The organism is Geotalea uraniireducens, assembly GCF_027943965.1.
Taxonomy (GTDB): domain Bacteria; phylum Desulfobacterota; class Desulfuromonadia; order Geobacterales; family Geobacteraceae; genus Geobacter; species Geobacter uraniireducens.
Genome location: NZ_AP027151.1, coordinates 1,288,014 through 1,302,426, shown reverse-complemented (window position 1 = coordinate 1,302,426; position 14,413 = coordinate 1,288,014). Strand labels below are relative to the sequence as shown.

The window sequence follows — 14,413 nt, the reverse complement described above, 5'->3', positions numbered from 1 at the left end:
TATTGATACCTTACCAACGCGCATGAGGTTGAATCACGCTATGTGCCGGAAAATATTCATTGCCGCAACCGGGCAGAATTCGGGCAAAACGACCATCAGCGTCTCGCTGATGCACCTGGCGCGGAAGAAGTACGGCCGGGTCGGCTTCATCAAGGCGATCGGCCCCAAATGCCAGGTCTTCAACGGCGTCACCGTCGACAAGGATGCGGCGCTGATGGCCCGGCTCTTCGGCCTGGAGGAGGACATCGCCCGGATGTCGCCGGTGGTGCTCGGCCGCGGCTCCACCAAGAAGTTCATCGACGGCGAAATCCCCGCCCTCTACCCCATCGAGCGGATCACCGAGGCCTGCCGGGAGCTGGAAAAGAAGAACGATTTCCTGATCATCGAGGGGGCGGGCCACGGCGGCGTCGGCTCGGTCATCGGCCTCAACAACGCCCGGGTGGCCAAGATGCTCGGTGCCCCGGTGCTGATGGTTTCCGGCGGCGGCATCGGCAACGTCATCGATTCGGTCCAGCTCAACCTGCCGCTCTACCGGCTCGAAGGGGCCGACATGAAGGCGCTGCTGGTCAACAAGCTGATCCCGGAAAAGCGCCAGACCTCCCTGGCCTATCTGCAACGGGCCTTTGCCCCCCATGACATCGCGGTGATCGGCGCCTTCGACTTCTCGCCGGTGCTGGCCAACCCGACCCTCAACAGTCTCTCCCGGCTCCTCGCCCATCCGCTCAAGGGGGACGTCAGTCAGGGGACGCGGATCGTCCACAACATCCAGCTCGGTGCCGCCTCATCCCAACGGGTGATCGACGGGCTGCTCGAATCGACGCTCCTGGTCGTCACCAGCTCCCGCGACGAGCTGATCGTCACCACCTCGTCCCTCTACCATATCCCGGCCTACCGGGAGAAGATCGCCGGGCTGATCATTCCGGGCCACGCCCCGGTTTCGGCGATCACCCAGCAGATCCTCGACGGCAGCGACATCCCCTACATCCGGATCCACGAATCGACCGCCGAGGTCTTTTCGGCGATGAACTACCACGTTTCCAAGATCAGCGCCGAAGATACCGAGAAGATCGACCTGGTGAAGAGCCAGGCGGAAGAGGTCATCGACTTCGACGCCATCGACGCCCTGCTCGGCTGACCGGCACCCGGCACCGACAAAAACGCCCGCATGTTGCGGGCGTTTTTCGTTGCGGAAAGGAACACTACGGCACGCGGCGTCAGATTTTCGTGTGCCCGGTGCCAAGGCTGAAGTGACAGACGCCGCACTCCATCTTGCCGCGGGTATTCTCCACCACCCCGCCCCGGTCGTGACAGCCCCGGCACTCCTGGACCCGCGCCGGCAGCGGATAGCTCGCCTGGAATTTTCCCGCCGCCTGGCTGTTGAGCAGTTCGACGGCCTTTTTGGCGCAACAGGCCGCCAGCCAGCCGCACCGTTCGTAGCGCTCCTTGGAAAGCGAGTGGAGCCCGGTCGCCTTGCACCAGCGGGAGACCGAGACGTGGCAGAGCGGCGAGCGGGCCACCGACGGCGCGATCTCGTAAATGGCATCGCCCGGCCGGTAGTCGGGGAGCTTGGCCGTTTGGTACCAGCCGAACAGTTCATCGATCAGCGGCGTCGGATTCTTCGACAGCAGGGCAATTGCCGCCGCGCTGCCGTTGAGGGTACCGCAGAGGGTCCCCCACTCGGCGCCACCGCCGGCGCCGTACTTCATCATTGCCAGCGGGAAGGTATTGTAGGGGGCGCCTTTCAGCGCCGCCAGCTCGCCGACGATCCCGGCAAAGGTGCCGTACATGCAGTGCCCGTCCAGGTATGCCTCATAGGCCCGCTCCGCCACCGCCTTCGGATCGAGGGGGACATAGGGCCAGGGAGCATCGCCGGCCTTCGCCCGAACCGGCACCGCCAGGGCCTGCTGCCCCAGCAGCGGCGCCACCGCCGCCGTCCCGATCGCCACCCCCAACAACCCCAGCATCTCCCGCCGCGAACTCTCCATAACATGCCTCCTTGTCGCTTTCCGGTTGGCAACTAGTTAGCATATCGGCAGACGATAACTTTTCTTGAATATATTTTAATTGATATTGATAAATATTCAATGAGCACGGAGAAATCAGGCCGCTAGGCCATTCTGGCGGGTGCGGAGTTCGTCGAGCAGCGCTACCGGTTCAGGGGCCGCGCCGAGGCCCCCCCAGCGGCAGTAGCCGGCCAGAAGCTCCACCGTCGGCGGCCGGCGGGGATGGAGATCGGCGGAGAGATGGTGGATCAGCTTCATCGTCCTGAGGCCGTCGAACCAGCCGTGGAAAGCGGTCAGAAAACGCTCCCGGCCGGGGTGGTGCCGCCGCAGCCGGTCCCAGACGAGCGGCAGCTCCAGTGCCGCCAGGTAGTCGGCCAGCGCCGGCGCGAGCGCCCCGGCCCCGGCGAGCAGTTCCTCACCGGCACCCTCCCACCGCTCGGCCGCCAGCCGCAGCCAGGCGCCCAGGACCCGGAAGCAGGCCGGATCGTAGAAGAGCACCGCCTCGCCGTCGCCGTCCAGGAGCCGGGAAACGCTCCGCCCGGTGCCGAACGGCACCCGGTGGGAACGGCGCGGCGACGGATGGAGCAGCGTGCCGGCCAGCGGCGCTAGGCCGGCGGTCTTGTAGAGCTGCTGGAGGAAATAGAAATCCTCGCCGGCGCGGCGGCTGTTCATCCCCCCCATCCGCAGATAGGCCGAACCGCGGCAGGCCATGGCGCTGCCGACGGTGTGGAAGGCGTAGGGAGAGCCGGCCAGGGCGAGGCCGTAAACGTAGAGGCGGAGAAACAGTTCGTAGCGCTCGATGGCCGCCGCTTCCGCCGGGGTAGCGCCCGGCCGGTGGCAAAAGGGGAGCACCGCCCCGCCGGGATGGGGCGCGGCGAAGTGGGCGACCAGCGCCGGCAGATAGGACGGCTCGACGAGGGTGTCGGCGTCGAGGGAGATCAACAGCGGGTCGGCGCGCCAGTCGAGAAGCGGCAACGCCAGGTCGTGGCCGATCTTCCGCGCCAGCCCGACCCCACCCCCTTTGGCCGGCAGCTCACGGCCGGCGGTCGTGGCATCGACCCAGGCGAGGCGAAGCGGCGCCAACGCCGGCGCCGCAGCGGCCAGGAGTTCCAGGGTGCGGAGATTGTCGGCCCGGTCCGCCGCCGGTACATCCTCCCGCTGATTGACCACCACCAGGACGAGGAAGCGGGGCATAAGCTCCGGCGGATTGGCCGCCAGCGAGCGGAGGGTGGCAAAGAGTTCGGCGCTCTCCGCCAGGGCCGGGATGATCACCGCCCCGGCCGCGCCGCCGGCCGTGTCGCCGGCCACCTGCCAGGGACCGGTCACCCCCCGGCTCGCCAGATAACGCTCCGGGGTCATCGTCCAGCCCTCGCGCCGGTCCGGCCGAGCAGGGCAAGGGCCGCCGTCAGCGGCTCGGCCGCCCCGTCGAGCCAGTGAATCGGCACGCCGTGGCGCTCCATCCGCCGGAACCAGGTTTCCTGCCGCTTGGCAAAGTCGTGAATGGCGCTGTTCAGCTTCTGGAAGAGATCGTTGCGGTTCAGCTCGCCGCGCAGATAGCTGGCGACGAAGCGATATTCGAGGCCGAAGTAGTCGAGGGTGGCCCACGGCACCCCGGCGGCATGGAGCCGTTCCACCTCCTCGATCATCCCGCCGGCCAGCCGCGCCTTGAGCCGTTCGGTGATCCGCCGGCGCAATTCGCTCCGTTCCCAGCGAATCCCGAAGACCAGCGGCGCCAGCGCCGGCAACGGTTCCGGCGGGTGCTCCGCTTCGTATTCGGCGATCTCGATGGCCCGCACCAGCCGCTCCCGATCGAGGAGGTCGGTGGTGTTGTGCAGCCGGGGATTGGCGCGGCAAAGCCGCTCCTGCAGCTCTTCCGGGACGAGCGCAGCCAGTTCGGCGCGCAGCGGCCCGTTTGCCGGCACCGCCACCAGCCGGTAGCCGCGGAGCACCGCATCGAGGTAAAGACCGGTCCCCCCCACCAGCACCGGCAGCCGCCCCCGCCCCCGCACCTCCGCCCAGACGTCGAGGAAGCGCCGCTGGAACTCGAAGACGCTGAACTCGTAGCCGGGATCGGCAATATCGATCAGGTGACAGGGGATCTCGCCGTACTCCTCCCGGTCCTTGCCGGTGCCGATATCCATCCCCCGGTAGACCTGGCGCGAATCGGCCGAGATCACCTCGCCGCCGAGGGCGCGGGCCAGCCCGACGCCGAGCCGGGTCTTCCCCGAAGCGGTGGGGCCGAGCACCACCAGCAGCCGGTAATCTGTAATCGCCATCATCGCCACGCCTCCCGCAAGCCGTTGGGGAGCGCTCCGCCGGCCGACCTAATCATATGCACGCCCTCCCCCTGCCCCTCCCATCAAGGGAGGGGAGAGAAAATAATACGGCAGCCCTTGCAGGCGCCCGGATTCGCTTGATCCCACTGCCAAAAGAGCTCCCTCCCCCTCGAGGGGGGAGGGTCGGGGAGAGGGTGCGCCTCGCGCATGGCCGGCTGACGGCTCACCCACCCCCTCGCCCCCTCCCGTCAAGGGAGGGGAGAGCATGGCGGGGGAGATCGCTACCAATCGGTTTTCTGTTCTGGAAACAACCAGCCGATTGTACGGGGTGCGGCGCCCGGCGACAAGTTTTTTCCGGCGGTCAGGTCTTGACCCGGATCGGCAGGATCACCGTAGTCACCCCGCTCCACTGGAGGCGGCGCTGGATGGCGAAGGCGGTCTCGTTGTGGAGCATCTTGTGGTAGAACTTCTCCAGCCGGAAGGTCAGCTGGCCGGTGAAAACCGTCGTCCGGGGGAAGACCTCGGCCAGTTGCTGGCAGAGCCCGCTGGCGGTTTCGACCACATCGGTGCCGACCGCCATCCGGTAATCGGCGGCCAGGCCGAGCCGGCGGGCCAGGTCGACGAATTTCTCCAGGTCGGCGATCACCGCCCGCTCCAGCGCCGCCACCTCCTCCGCCCCCTTGAACGAGCCCGAGTCCATTACCGCCACCGACGTGAAGATGATGTTCTTGTAAGTATGGGGAAAGGTGGTGAGGATCGACAGCAGGGTATGGACGCCGAAACCGCTGTAACCGGAGACCAGTTGGATGGCGGTCGGCTCCTGGCGGTTGACCGGCGCATGGTTGACCGGCCCGGCGGTAGGGAAATCGAGCAGGGTCTCGTCGAGCTGGGCGATCCCCCGCCGGACCCGCCGGTAATGATTCTTGATCAGGTAGCAGAGGGCGATCACCACCGCGGTGATCAGCAGGGTCATCCACCCCCCTTCGGCGAATTTCTCGAAGGTGGTGATTACCAGGATGGTCACGCAGAGCAAGAGGCCGACCAGGTGGACCGCCAGGTGCCGCCGCCACTGCGGGTCCTCGCGGCGCCGCTGGATGAAGAACCGCGACATCCCCAGCTGGGAGAGGGAAAAGGTGATGAAGACGTTGATCGAGTACATCACTACCAGCGCCGACACCGAACCGCCGGTGTAAAACAGCAGGGCCAGGGCGGCGATCCCCATCAGCACGATGCCGTTGCGCATGGTCAGCCGTTCGGAGAGGGCGGCGAAGCGGTGGGGGAACCAGGAATCGATCGCCATGTTCGCCATCACCCGTGGGCCGTCGACGAAACCGGCCTGGGCGGCCACCAAGAGCAACGCCCCTTCGGAGAAGATGGTGACAAAGGCGAGCGCCCGGCCCAACGGCCAGTGGCTGAACAGCGCGTCGGCCAGCACCGCGTTGAGGGTCTTCCCCTCCACCGGCGTCACCGCGACCAGGAGGTAGCAGAGGAGGATCAGCGAAGCGGTAAAGGCGAGCGACGTGGCCATGTAGAGCATGGTCCGCTTGCCGGTCTGCACCCGCGGTTCGCGCATGATCTGCAGCCCGTTGGAGACCGCCTCGATCCCGGTGTAGGTCCCGCCGCCGAGGGAGTAGGCGCGGAGGAAGAGGAGAAACATCCCGAGGAGGCCGATCGACGAGACGTCGCGGTGGAGACCGGCGCCGAAGTCGCGCACCACCGGGGCGAAGCGGTCGCTGTGGCTGAAGACTCCGTAGATCAGCATCAGGATGTGGGTGGCGACAAAGGTCATGAAGATCGGCGCCAGCACCGTCACCGACTCCTTCACCCCACGGATGTTGAGAATGATCAGCAGAACGGTCAGGACACCGGCGACCGGCACCTTGTAGTGGAGCCAGGCGACCGGCAGGAAACTGAAGATCGCGTCGCAGCAGGAGGCGATGGAGATCGTGATGGTCATCACGTAGTCGACCAACAGGGCGCTGCCGGAGACGACCCCGGCCCCCTCGCCAAGCAGATGGGTAGCAACGATGTAACCACCGCCGCCGTGGGGGAAATGCTCAATGATCCGCGAATAGGCGTAGGAGATGATGAAGACCGTCAGCGCCATTACCGCCGCCAGGAGAAGCGCCAGGTAGGCGTGACCGCCGAGCGCCCGGAACGCCTCCTCCGGACCGTAGGCCGACGAGGAGAGGCCGTCGGCGCCGAGCCCAACCCAGGCGAGGATCGGGATCAGGGCCATCCGGTGGAATAGATGCGGGTCCTGCAGTTGCTTCGGGGCGCCGAACAGCAGTCGCCGGCCCCGCTGCAGCAGGCCGCCGTTGTCAGTCTGGTGTGGGTGCATGAAATCCTCCGCTGCCGTGGGCAGGCTGTTGAATAGCCCATCGTAGCCCGTTGCGGATCAAAGCGGCATCAAGATGCGGCAGCGGAGGATCAAGAAAGTATCAAGAAGCAGGGAGCAGCGACCGCCGCCCCCCGGTCGTCAGGAGAGGTCGGTTTCGTCGCCGAGGAAACGTTCCGGCACGAGGTAATTCCGCACGTAGTCGCCAATCGCCTCCTCCAGCGGCGTCGTGGGGCCGGTATAGCCGGCGGCCCGGATTTTGCCCGGATCGGCGCAGGTGTAGTACTGGTAGCGGGCACGGAGCTGCTCCGGCATGTCGCAGTAGGTGATCTGCGGCGGGCGGTCGAGGGCGGCGAAGAGCGCCCGGGCCAGGTCGTTCCAGGAGCGGGCGGTACCGGTGCCGATATTGAAAAGGCCGTTCGCCTGCCGCTGTTCCAGGAAGAAGAGGGTCATCGCCGCGGCGTCCTTGACGTAGACGAAATCCCGCAGCTGCTCGCCGTCGGCGTAGTCGGGACGGTGGGAGCGGAACAGCGTCATCGCGCCGGTCTCGACCACCTGCTGGAACGCCTTGAGCACCACCGAGCGCATCTCCCCCTTGTGGTGCTCGTTGGGGCCGAAGACATTGAAGTACTTGAGGCCGGCTACCCGGTCGAGCAGGCCGTTTTGCAGCAGCCAGAGATCGAAGAGCTGTTTGGAGTAGCCGTAGGCATTGAGCGGGCGGAGGCGGTGGAGCAACGCCTCGTCGTCGCCGAAGCCGAGGCTGCCGTCGCCGTAGGTGGCAGCGCTGGAGGCGTAGATGAAGCGGGCCCCCGTCGCCAGGGCATAGCCGGCAAGCCGCTTCGAGTAGGCGAAGTTGTTCTCCGCCAGATAGCTGGCATCCCGCTCGGTGGTCGACGAGCAGGCGCCGAGGTGGATCACCGCCTCCACCGGCCGGCCGCCGAACGGCGCCGCCGGCGCCCCTTCCAGAAGCGCCAGCAGCTTGTCCTTCTCCAGATAGTCGCGAAAGCGGAGCGGCGCCAGGTTGCGCCACTTGTCGCCGCTCCCCAGGTGATCGACGATAACGAGATCGTCCCGCCCCTGCCGATTGAGCAGCCAGGCCACGGCGCTGCCGATCAGCCCGGCGCCGCCGGTAATGATGATCATGGATGCACTCCTCGTGAATGGTCGCCGGCCGAAGATTGACACCGGCAGGGCGAAAAAGAACCGTTTCCGGATGGAAACTAGATAACAGCTCTGGAGGAAGGCGTCAACCCCGGAGGCGGCGGGCGCCCCCCCCGGGTCGGAGAGAGTTTTGAGCGGTGAACGGCGATTACAGGATCATTGTCCCGATTCTGGCCCAGCGGACGGCATTGCGCTCGCGATCCCACGACCAGTAGATATTTTTCACCGTCCCCTTGATCCGCTCTTTGCCGACAACGCCCCAGAACCGGCTGTCGTAGCTGCGGTCCCGGTTGTCGCCCAGCACGAAACAGGCGCCGGTCGGAATGGTGACCGGGCCGAAATTGTCCCGGGGATTCACCGTCGCCGGAAAGAGCTCGCTTTCCCGGTGCTCGATGTACGGTTCGAGCAGGGGCCGGCCGTTCACGTAAAGCTGCTTGTCCCGGACCGCGACCGTATCACCACCGACCGCCACCACCCGCTTGACGAAATCCTTGCGCGGGTCTTCCGGGTATGCGAAGACGATCACCGCGCCCCGTTTCGGCTCGCGCGCATAGACGCTCCGATCGACGAGGATCCGGTCACCGACCAGCAGCGTCGGCTCCATGCTGGCGGCCGGAATCCTGAACGCCTGGACGAAATTGTACTTGAGCGCCAGGTTCATCCCCGTGCTGACCAGGGTCGCGACCACGACGACGGCAACATAGACGGACAAGCGGTTGTAATTCTTCAGCCCATACGCGCCACCCTGCCGGCGGGCCTGCACAATGGCATCCCCCACCACGAACAGGTAATAGAAAAGCGCCAGCAGCAGGTACGCCGCCAGGTAGGCGAACAGATGGCGGCTATTGAGGCAGAGGACGTAACAGGGGAGGAGTACGAGCGGCAGCAGGAAGAGCAGCACCCCCTTGCGGAACTGACCGTTATACACCTGCCCCAGCCCCGGCTCCACCAGGCTCAACAGCCCGGCGAGCCACCATTTCCTCAGTTTGTTCTCCATGGAAGTAACATCCTTTCCCACAAAACTACAGTCGCTTCGCCGCCCCGCGCCGCAATTCCGCCGCCTTCTGCAGGTCCACCTTGGCGGAGGCCATATCCCCTTTTTTCTGCAAGAGCTTGCCCCGCGTGGCATAGGCGTCAGCGTAGTCGGGCTTCAGCGCGATGGCCCGGTCGACGTCACTGAGGGCGGCGTCAATTTCACCCTTCTCCAGGCGGCACTCGGCGCGGGTACAGTATCCTTCGGCATATTCCGGATCGAGCGTGAGCGCCTGGTCCAGATCGGCAATCGCCTGATCGTAATCGCCATCCCGGAACGGCGCAAGGCCATTGTACCGCTCCCGGGCCATCGCCATCTTCCCTTCCGGCGAATCGGCGTAGAGTTTGACGTTGATGTTCTTCTCGTTGATGCTCCACATCGCGCCGGTCCCCGGGTCGATGATCAGCATCCCCAGCGCCCCGCCCAAGGCGATATTGCCGAAATACCAGCCGTTGAGTTCCGCCTGGAGTTCCGTCTCGTAGGGAAGGTACCCTTCCTTGGCGATTCGCACCTTGTAGCGGGCGGAACGGAAGAAACCGGCCGAACGCTCCAGGGAGGCGGTGTAGGGGGTGGTGGCCTTGATAACGCGGGCATTGTCATTCCGGATATCGATGATTTCGATCTTCGCGCCGTCCGGCTGCGACATGATCGGCAGGGCTTTCGGGCCACCGGTGACAATGGTGGCACACCCGGCAAGGGAGATGAGACAGACCGGCAGAACCAGCTTCCGTACAGTTTTCCGCAGCATTGATACCCTCCTGTAAAATTTCGGATCGTTGTCCCGGCAGGGCCGACTCCATGCAGACAACGGGAAGAAACACTTAATGTAAACAAATTGTATGCCAGCGGACTGGTCGTGTATTTTCGGCAGGTTAGAACAACGGCGAGGATGCAATGCCCGCTGACAGCGTAAATTTTTTTTACGTCCGCGGCAAAACACCAATGATATATAGTCGTTACCCGATCGTAAAAATTCTTTACAGTAAAAAAATTTTACATTCGGTGCGTAACGCCGGATACGGCAAAGACGGTGGCTTTTTTCGCAAATGCCGGTAGAATATCTTCCCTGGTTTCCATTCGGAAGCTGCGGATGGAAGCTGCCTGATCCCCGGGAGGAGCCACCCCGGCTCCGGCAAGGAGTCCCCCATGAACAGCGAACTCAAGCGTTCCGTCTGCCCCTACGACTGCCCCGACACCTGCGGCCTGCTGGTGACCGTGACGAATGGCCGGGCGGTCAAGGTGAGCGGCGACCCGGAGCACCCCTTCACCCGCGGCACCCTCTGCCCGAAGATGCTCCATTACGAAAAGACCGTCCATTCACCGCTCCGGCTGACGACGCCGCTCTTGCGCAGCGGACCGAAGGGGAGCGGCGAATTCCGGTCGATCGGCTGGGACGAGGCGGTGGCGCAGATCGCCGACCGTTGGCGACAGATCATCGCCGACTACGGCGCCGAGGCGATCCTCCCCTACTCCTACGCCGGGACGATGGGGCTGGTGCAGCGGAACAGCGGCCACCCCTTCTTCCACCGCCTCGGCGCTTCCCGCCTTGAACGGACCATCTGTTCCCCGGCCAAGGAGGTTGGCTGGCAGACGGTGATGGGGGAAACCGCCGCGCCCCATCCGGATGCGGTGGCGGCCAGCGACCTGGTCATCCTCTGGGGGATCAACGCCGCGGCAACCAACATCCATTTCCTCCATGGGGTCCGCGAGGCGAGGAAGCGGGGGGCGACAGTCTGGCTGATCGACACCTACCGGACGCCGACGGCGGCAGCCACAGACCGGACGATCCTGGTCCGGCCGGGGAGCGACGGCGCGCTGGCGCTGGGAATGATGCACGTCATCGCCCGGGACGGCTTGGTGGACGAGGAGTTCGTCGCCGAGCGGGTGCAGGGATACGCCGAGTTCCGCGCTTCGATCCTCCCCGCCTATCCGCCGGAGCGGGTGGCGGCCATCACCGGGCTGCCGGCGCCGCTGATCGAGGAGCTGGCCGGGGTCTACGGCCGTGCCCACGCCCCGTTCATCCGGCTCGGCAGCGGGCTCTCCCGCTACGGCAACGGCGCGATGACGGTCCGCTGCATCGTCGCCCTGCCGGCCCTGACCGGCGCCTACGCCCGGGAGGGGGGCGGCTGTTTCGCCAGCACCAGCACCGGCGCGGCTTTTGCCATCAAGGAAGTGACCCGGGAGGATTTCCAGCCCCGGCCGACCCGGCTGGTCAACATGAACCAGCTCGGTCACGCCCTGACCGAGCTGGCCGACCCGCCGGTGATGGGGCTCTATGTCTACCACTCGAATCCGGCGGCGGTCACCCCGGACCAGAACGCGGTGTTGCGGGGACTGGCCCGGGACGACCTCTTCACCGTGGTCCACGAGCGGTTCCTCACCGACACCGCCCGCTACGCCGACCTCGTCCTGCCGGCCACCTCTTCGCTGGAACAGAGCGATATCTACCGCGCCTACGGCACTTACTGCATCCAGCGGGCCTACCCGGCGATCCCACCGGTGGGGGAGAGCCGGAGCAACTGGGATACCTTCGCCCTGCTCGCCGCGGCGATGGGTTTCAGCGAACCGTTTTTCCGCCAGAGCGCCGAGCAACTGATCGATCACCTGCTGGCCCTGCCGGCGCCGTTCCGCGACGGGATCGACCTGGAGCGGCTGGCCGCCGGGCTGGCGGTAGAGCTGAACCTGGCCGGTGCGGCGCCCGGCCGCTTCCGCACCCCCTCGGGGAAGATCGAGCTCTTCAATCCCCGCGAGCCGGAGCCGCTCCCCCGCTATCTGCCGACCCACGAGGAAGACGGTGAGCTGCCGCTGCGACTGATGACCGCCCCGAGCCTCTACGCCCTCAACGCCTCTTTTTACGAGCAGGAGGAGCTGCGGGCCCGGCAGGGGGGGATGTGCCTGCAGCTCCACCCCGCCGAAGCCCGGGCGCGGGGGCTGGCCGACGGCCAGCGGGTGCTCGCCTGGAACCGGCTCGGTGAGGTGCCGTTCATCCTCACGGTCACCGAGCGGGTGCCGACCGGCGTGGCGGTGGCCGAAGGGGTCTGGTGGCAAGTCTTCGCCCCGGGGGAACGGACCGTCAACGCCCTCACCTCCCAGCGACTGACCGACCGGGGGAACGGCAGCACCTTCTACGACACCCGGGTCGAGGTCAAAGGGGTGGAAATCAGCTAAAGTTTTGCTCCGGCGGACCGATACGCCTAGTATGCCCCGGCAGCGGGGCCCGATGTCGGCCGCACCGACAGATTCTACCGGCAAGGGGAACACCATGGCGGAGCACAAGATCCTTCTCGAAAGCGACACCAACGAACTCGAAATCGTCGAGTTCATGCTTAACGAATGCAATGAGCGGGGAGAACCGGTCCCCTCCTACTTCGGCGTCAACGTCGCCAAAGTACGGGAAATCATCCGCAAGCCGCAGATGTGGAAGGTCTTCAATGCCCACCACGCCATTGCCGGGATGATGAAGCTGCGCGACAAGGTGATTACCGTCGTGGACCTGGCCAGCATCCTCGGCAAGGGAAACTGCCTGGCGCCGGAGCGGGTGGTGGTATTGGAGTTCAACCGGATGGTGGTCGGGGTGCTGGTGAACGACGTCTCCCGGATCTACCGGATCTCCTGGAACCAGGTGGAGCCGCCGGTGCGGGCCATCGAATCGGCCTACGTCACCGGGGTGGTCAAGATGGACAACCGGATAATCCTCGTCCTCGACTTCGAGAAGATCGTCGGCGAGATCTGCTCCGAGGACATTCTCCACCACATGAGCAACGAGCAGCTCCTGGAAGAGCACATCCTCGACCGGAGCCAGCGCCGCATCCTGGTTGCCGACGATTCCAACTTCATCCGCAGCAGCATCTGCAGCTCGCTGCGAGCCGCCGGCTACCAGGTCGACGAGGCGGAGAACGGCGAAGAGGCGTGGAACATGCTCAACGCCAAGCTCGCGCAGAGCAGGGCGGCGGGGGTGCCGCTGAAGAGCGAGGTCGACCTGTTGATCACCGACGTGGAGATGCCGAAGATGGACGGCCTGCATCTCACCTCGCTGGTCAAGAAGGACGAACAGCTGAAGGATTTGCCGGTCCTGATCTTCTCGTCGCTGGCTACCGACGACAACAAGCGCAAGTGGAAGGACCTGGGGGCCGTCGACATCATCACCAAACCCGACCTGCCGAACTTGGTGAAGATCGCCGACAGCGTCATGCACTGAGGATTCTCCACCCCAATGCGGCAAAGCCGCCGGATTACTCCGGCGGCTTTTTTATTGCCGACTGCCGATGCCCGGGAAGGGACCGCCAGCCCCGCCGCCGGCCCCCTTTTCCCAAAGGGGAGGAAATTCTTCCGCGACGATCGGCAGCAAACGACTCTCCCACGGGTTATCAAAGCCCGGCAGGAAAAAAGCGCTTCCGTCCCGGCGGCCGATCGGCTACCATCGACCGGCCGGGACTCCCGGCCATTCCGCCCAGGATATCCGTTTATGCCAGGCCGCGACTCCACCCCCGAGCTGTCGATCATCGTGCCAACGCTGAACGAGGCGACCATCATCGGCGACCTCTGTGCCAGTCTGGCCGCCCAGCGGGATTGCGCCTTCGAGCTGATCGTCGCCGACGGCGGCTCCACCGACGACACCCGGGCCCGCCTCGCCGCCCTGGCGACAACCGTCCCCTACCCGTTGATCGTGGTCGATTCACCCGCCGGCCGGGGGCGACAGATGAACGCCGGCGTCGGCGCGGCCAGCGGGGCGACCCTGCTCTTCCTCCATGCCGACTGTCTGCTCCCCGCACCTGCCGCACTCCGCAACGCCCTCGCGGCGCTGGCGGCGGCCACGGCGGCCCGCGGCGACGACCGGCTGGCCGGCCGTTTCCGGCTCCGCTTCGCCCGCCCGGCGGCCACCCCGAACCTCCCCTATTATTTCTACGAATGGAAGGCGCGTTTACCGCGGCCGGAGTGCATCCGCGGCGACCAGGGGCTCCTTCTCGGCAGACGCTTCTTCGCCGAACTGGGGCGGTTCGACCCGTCGCTCCCCTTTCTCGAAGATGTCCGGCTGGTCGCCCGGATCGCCGCGGCCGGCGGCTGGCTGCTCTTGCCGGACGAGATCGTCACCTCCGCCCGCCGCTTCGCGACGGAAGGGCTCCGCGAGCGGCAGACCCTCAATGCCATCGTCGCCGATTTCGCCGCCCTCGGCTGGCTGCCGTTCATGGGCGAGCTGCCGGGCCTCTACCGCAGCCACGACCGGAGCGGTCGCCTTGACCTTGCCGAGGCGCTGGAGCGGGTCGCCGGCCTGGTACGGGATCTCCCGCTTCGGTCCCGACTCCGTCTCTGGTACGAAACCGGCTGTTTCGTCCGCGGCAACGCCTGGCAGCTGGCATTCTTCGCCGACATCCGCCGTCATCATCGGCGCGGCGTGCCACTGGAAGGGGCGCCGCTCCCCCGCCTCGCCCGCCACGACCGCACCTTTGACCGCCTCACCGACCATCCCGTCGGCCACCTCGCCGCAGCGCTCCTGACCTGGGGGTGGTTTCGCCTCACGCTCGCCCGGGAACGGCGTCGCCCCCGCCGCGCCGGCTGAGACAAAAAAACAGGCGGGAGTGTATCCCGCCTGTCGGTGACGTGC

General features: G+C 65.9%; 11 protein-coding genes. 4 read left to right on the top strand and 7 right to left on the bottom strand.

Annotation, left to right across the window (positions count from 1 at the left end):
• Nucleotides 1-40 precede the first annotated feature (40 nt).
• The gene (locus QMN23_RS06050) at nucleotides 41-1,135 is read left to right on the top strand and encodes a phosphotransacetylase family protein (RefSeq protein ID WP_282002603.1); all 1,095 of its coding nucleotides are present in this window, start codon (nucleotides 41-43) and stop codon (nucleotides 1,133-1,135) included.
• A gap of 79 nt (nucleotides 1,136-1,214) precedes the next feature.
• On the opposite strand, the gene QMN23_RS06045 is transcribed toward QMN23_RS06050, so the two are convergent.
• From QMN23_RS06045 to QMN23_RS06015, 7 genes are all read right to left on the bottom strand, one after another.
• Nucleotides 1,215-1,985 carry a C-GCAxxG-C-C family protein gene (locus QMN23_RS06045; protein ID WP_282002602.1) on the bottom strand — a complete coding sequence of 257 codons (771 nt, stop codon included), beginning with the start codon at nucleotides 1,983-1,985 and terminating at the stop codon, nucleotides 1,215-1,217.
• A 114-nt stretch (nucleotides 1,986-2,099) separates the two neighbouring features.
• Complete coding sequence (locus QMN23_RS06040) at nucleotides 2,100-3,362, bottom strand: glycosyltransferase family 2 protein (protein ID WP_282002600.1); 1,263 nt, start codon at nucleotides 3,360-3,362, stop codon at nucleotides 2,100-2,102.
• The gene (gene miaA / locus QMN23_RS06035) at nucleotides 3,359-4,282 is read right to left on the bottom strand and encodes a tRNA (adenosine(37)-N6)-dimethylallyltransferase MiaA (RefSeq protein ID WP_282002598.1); all 924 of its coding nucleotides are present in this window, start codon (nucleotides 4,280-4,282) and stop codon (nucleotides 3,359-3,361) included. The genes QMN23_RS06040 and miaA overlap by 4 nt, the downstream gene beginning before the upstream one ends.
• A 358-nt stretch (nucleotides 4,283-4,640) precedes the next feature.
• Nucleotides 4,641-6,620, bottom strand: coding sequence for an APC family permease (locus QMN23_RS06030; RefSeq protein ID WP_282002596.1), 1,980 nt, complete (start codon nucleotides 6,618-6,620; stop codon nucleotides 4,641-4,643).
• 138 nt (nucleotides 6,621-6,758) lie between these two features.
• On the bottom strand, nucleotides 6,759-7,760 hold the full coding sequence (gene rfaD / locus QMN23_RS06025; RefSeq protein ID WP_282002594.1) for an ADP-glyceromanno-heptose 6-epimerase: 1,002 nt from the start codon (nucleotides 7,758-7,760) through the stop codon (nucleotides 6,759-6,761).
• 166 nt (nucleotides 7,761-7,926) lie between these two features.
• Complete coding sequence (lepB, locus tag QMN23_RS06020; protein ID WP_282002593.1) at nucleotides 7,927-8,775, bottom strand: signal peptidase I; 849 nt, start codon at nucleotides 8,773-8,775, stop codon at nucleotides 7,927-7,929.
• A gap of 25 nt (nucleotides 8,776-8,800) precedes the next feature.
• Complete coding sequence (locus QMN23_RS06015; protein ID WP_282002591.1) at nucleotides 8,801-9,559, bottom strand: tetratricopeptide repeat protein; 759 nt, start codon at nucleotides 9,557-9,559, stop codon at nucleotides 8,801-8,803.
• Between the two features lie 398 nt (nucleotides 9,560-9,957).
• Here QMN23_RS06015 and QMN23_RS06010 point away from each other — a divergent pair, with 398 nt between their 5' ends.
• The 3 genes from QMN23_RS06010 to QMN23_RS06000 all read left to right on the top strand — a co-directional run bounded on the left by QMN23_RS06010 (nucleotide 9,958) and on the right by QMN23_RS06000 (nucleotide 14,368).
• Complete coding sequence (locus tag QMN23_RS06010; protein WP_282002589.1) at nucleotides 9,958-11,979, top strand: molybdopterin oxidoreductase family protein; 2,022 nt, start codon at nucleotides 9,958-9,960, stop codon at nucleotides 11,977-11,979.
• Between the two features lie 94 nt (nucleotides 11,980-12,073).
• A complete protein-coding gene (locus QMN23_RS06005) occupies nucleotides 12,074-13,009 on the top strand; it encodes a chemotaxis protein (protein ID WP_282002587.1) in 936 nt (311 codons plus the stop codon).
• Nucleotides 13,010-13,276: 267 nt separating this feature from the next.
• Nucleotides 13,277-14,368: a TIGR04283 family arsenosugar biosynthesis glycosyltransferase gene (locus tag QMN23_RS06000; protein WP_282002585.1), complete on the top strand. Its 1,092-nt coding sequence runs from the start codon at nucleotides 13,277-13,279 to the stop codon at nucleotides 14,366-14,368.
• The last annotated feature ends 45 nt before the right edge of the window (nucleotides 14,369-14,413 follow it).

Bases quoted from the DNA above. Each gene is read 5' to 3' on its own strand.
- QMN23_RS06050 (WP_282002603.1), top strand. From the start codon at position 41: ATGTGCCGGAAAATATTCATTGCCGCAACCGGGCAGAATTCGGGCAAA.
- QMN23_RS06045 (WP_282002602.1), bottom strand. From the start codon at position 1,985: ATGGAGAGTTCGCGGCGGGAGATGCTGGGGTTGTTGGGGGTGGCGATC.
- QMN23_RS06040 (WP_282002600.1), bottom strand. From the start codon at position 3,362: ATGACCCCGGAGCGTTATCTGGCGAGCCGGGGGGTGACCGGTCCCTGG.
- miaA (WP_282002598.1), bottom strand. From the start codon at position 4,282: ATGATGGCGATTACAGATTACCGGCTGCTGGTGGTGCTCGGCCCCACC.
- QMN23_RS06030 (WP_282002596.1), bottom strand. From the start codon at position 6,620: ATGCACCCACACCAGACTGACAACGGCGGCCTGCTGCAGCGGGGCCGG.
- rfaD (WP_282002594.1), bottom strand. From the start codon at position 7,760: ATGATCATCATTACCGGCGGCGCCGGGCTGATCGGCAGCGCCGTGGCC.
- lepB (WP_282002593.1), bottom strand. From the start codon at position 8,775: ATGGAGAACAAACTGAGGAAATGGTGGCTCGCCGGGCTGTTGAGCCTG.
- QMN23_RS06015 (WP_282002591.1), bottom strand. From the start codon at position 9,559: ATGCTGCGGAAAACTGTACGGAAGCTGGTTCTGCCGGTCTGTCTCATC.
- QMN23_RS06010 (WP_282002589.1), top strand. From the start codon at position 9,958: ATGAACAGCGAACTCAAGCGTTCCGTCTGCCCCTACGACTGCCCCGAC.
- QMN23_RS06005 (WP_282002587.1), top strand. From the start codon at position 12,074: ATGGCGGAGCACAAGATCCTTCTCGAAAGCGACACCAACGAACTCGAA.
- QMN23_RS06000 (WP_282002585.1), top strand. From the start codon at position 13,277: ATGCCAGGCCGCGACTCCACCCCCGAGCTGTCGATCATCGTGCCAACG.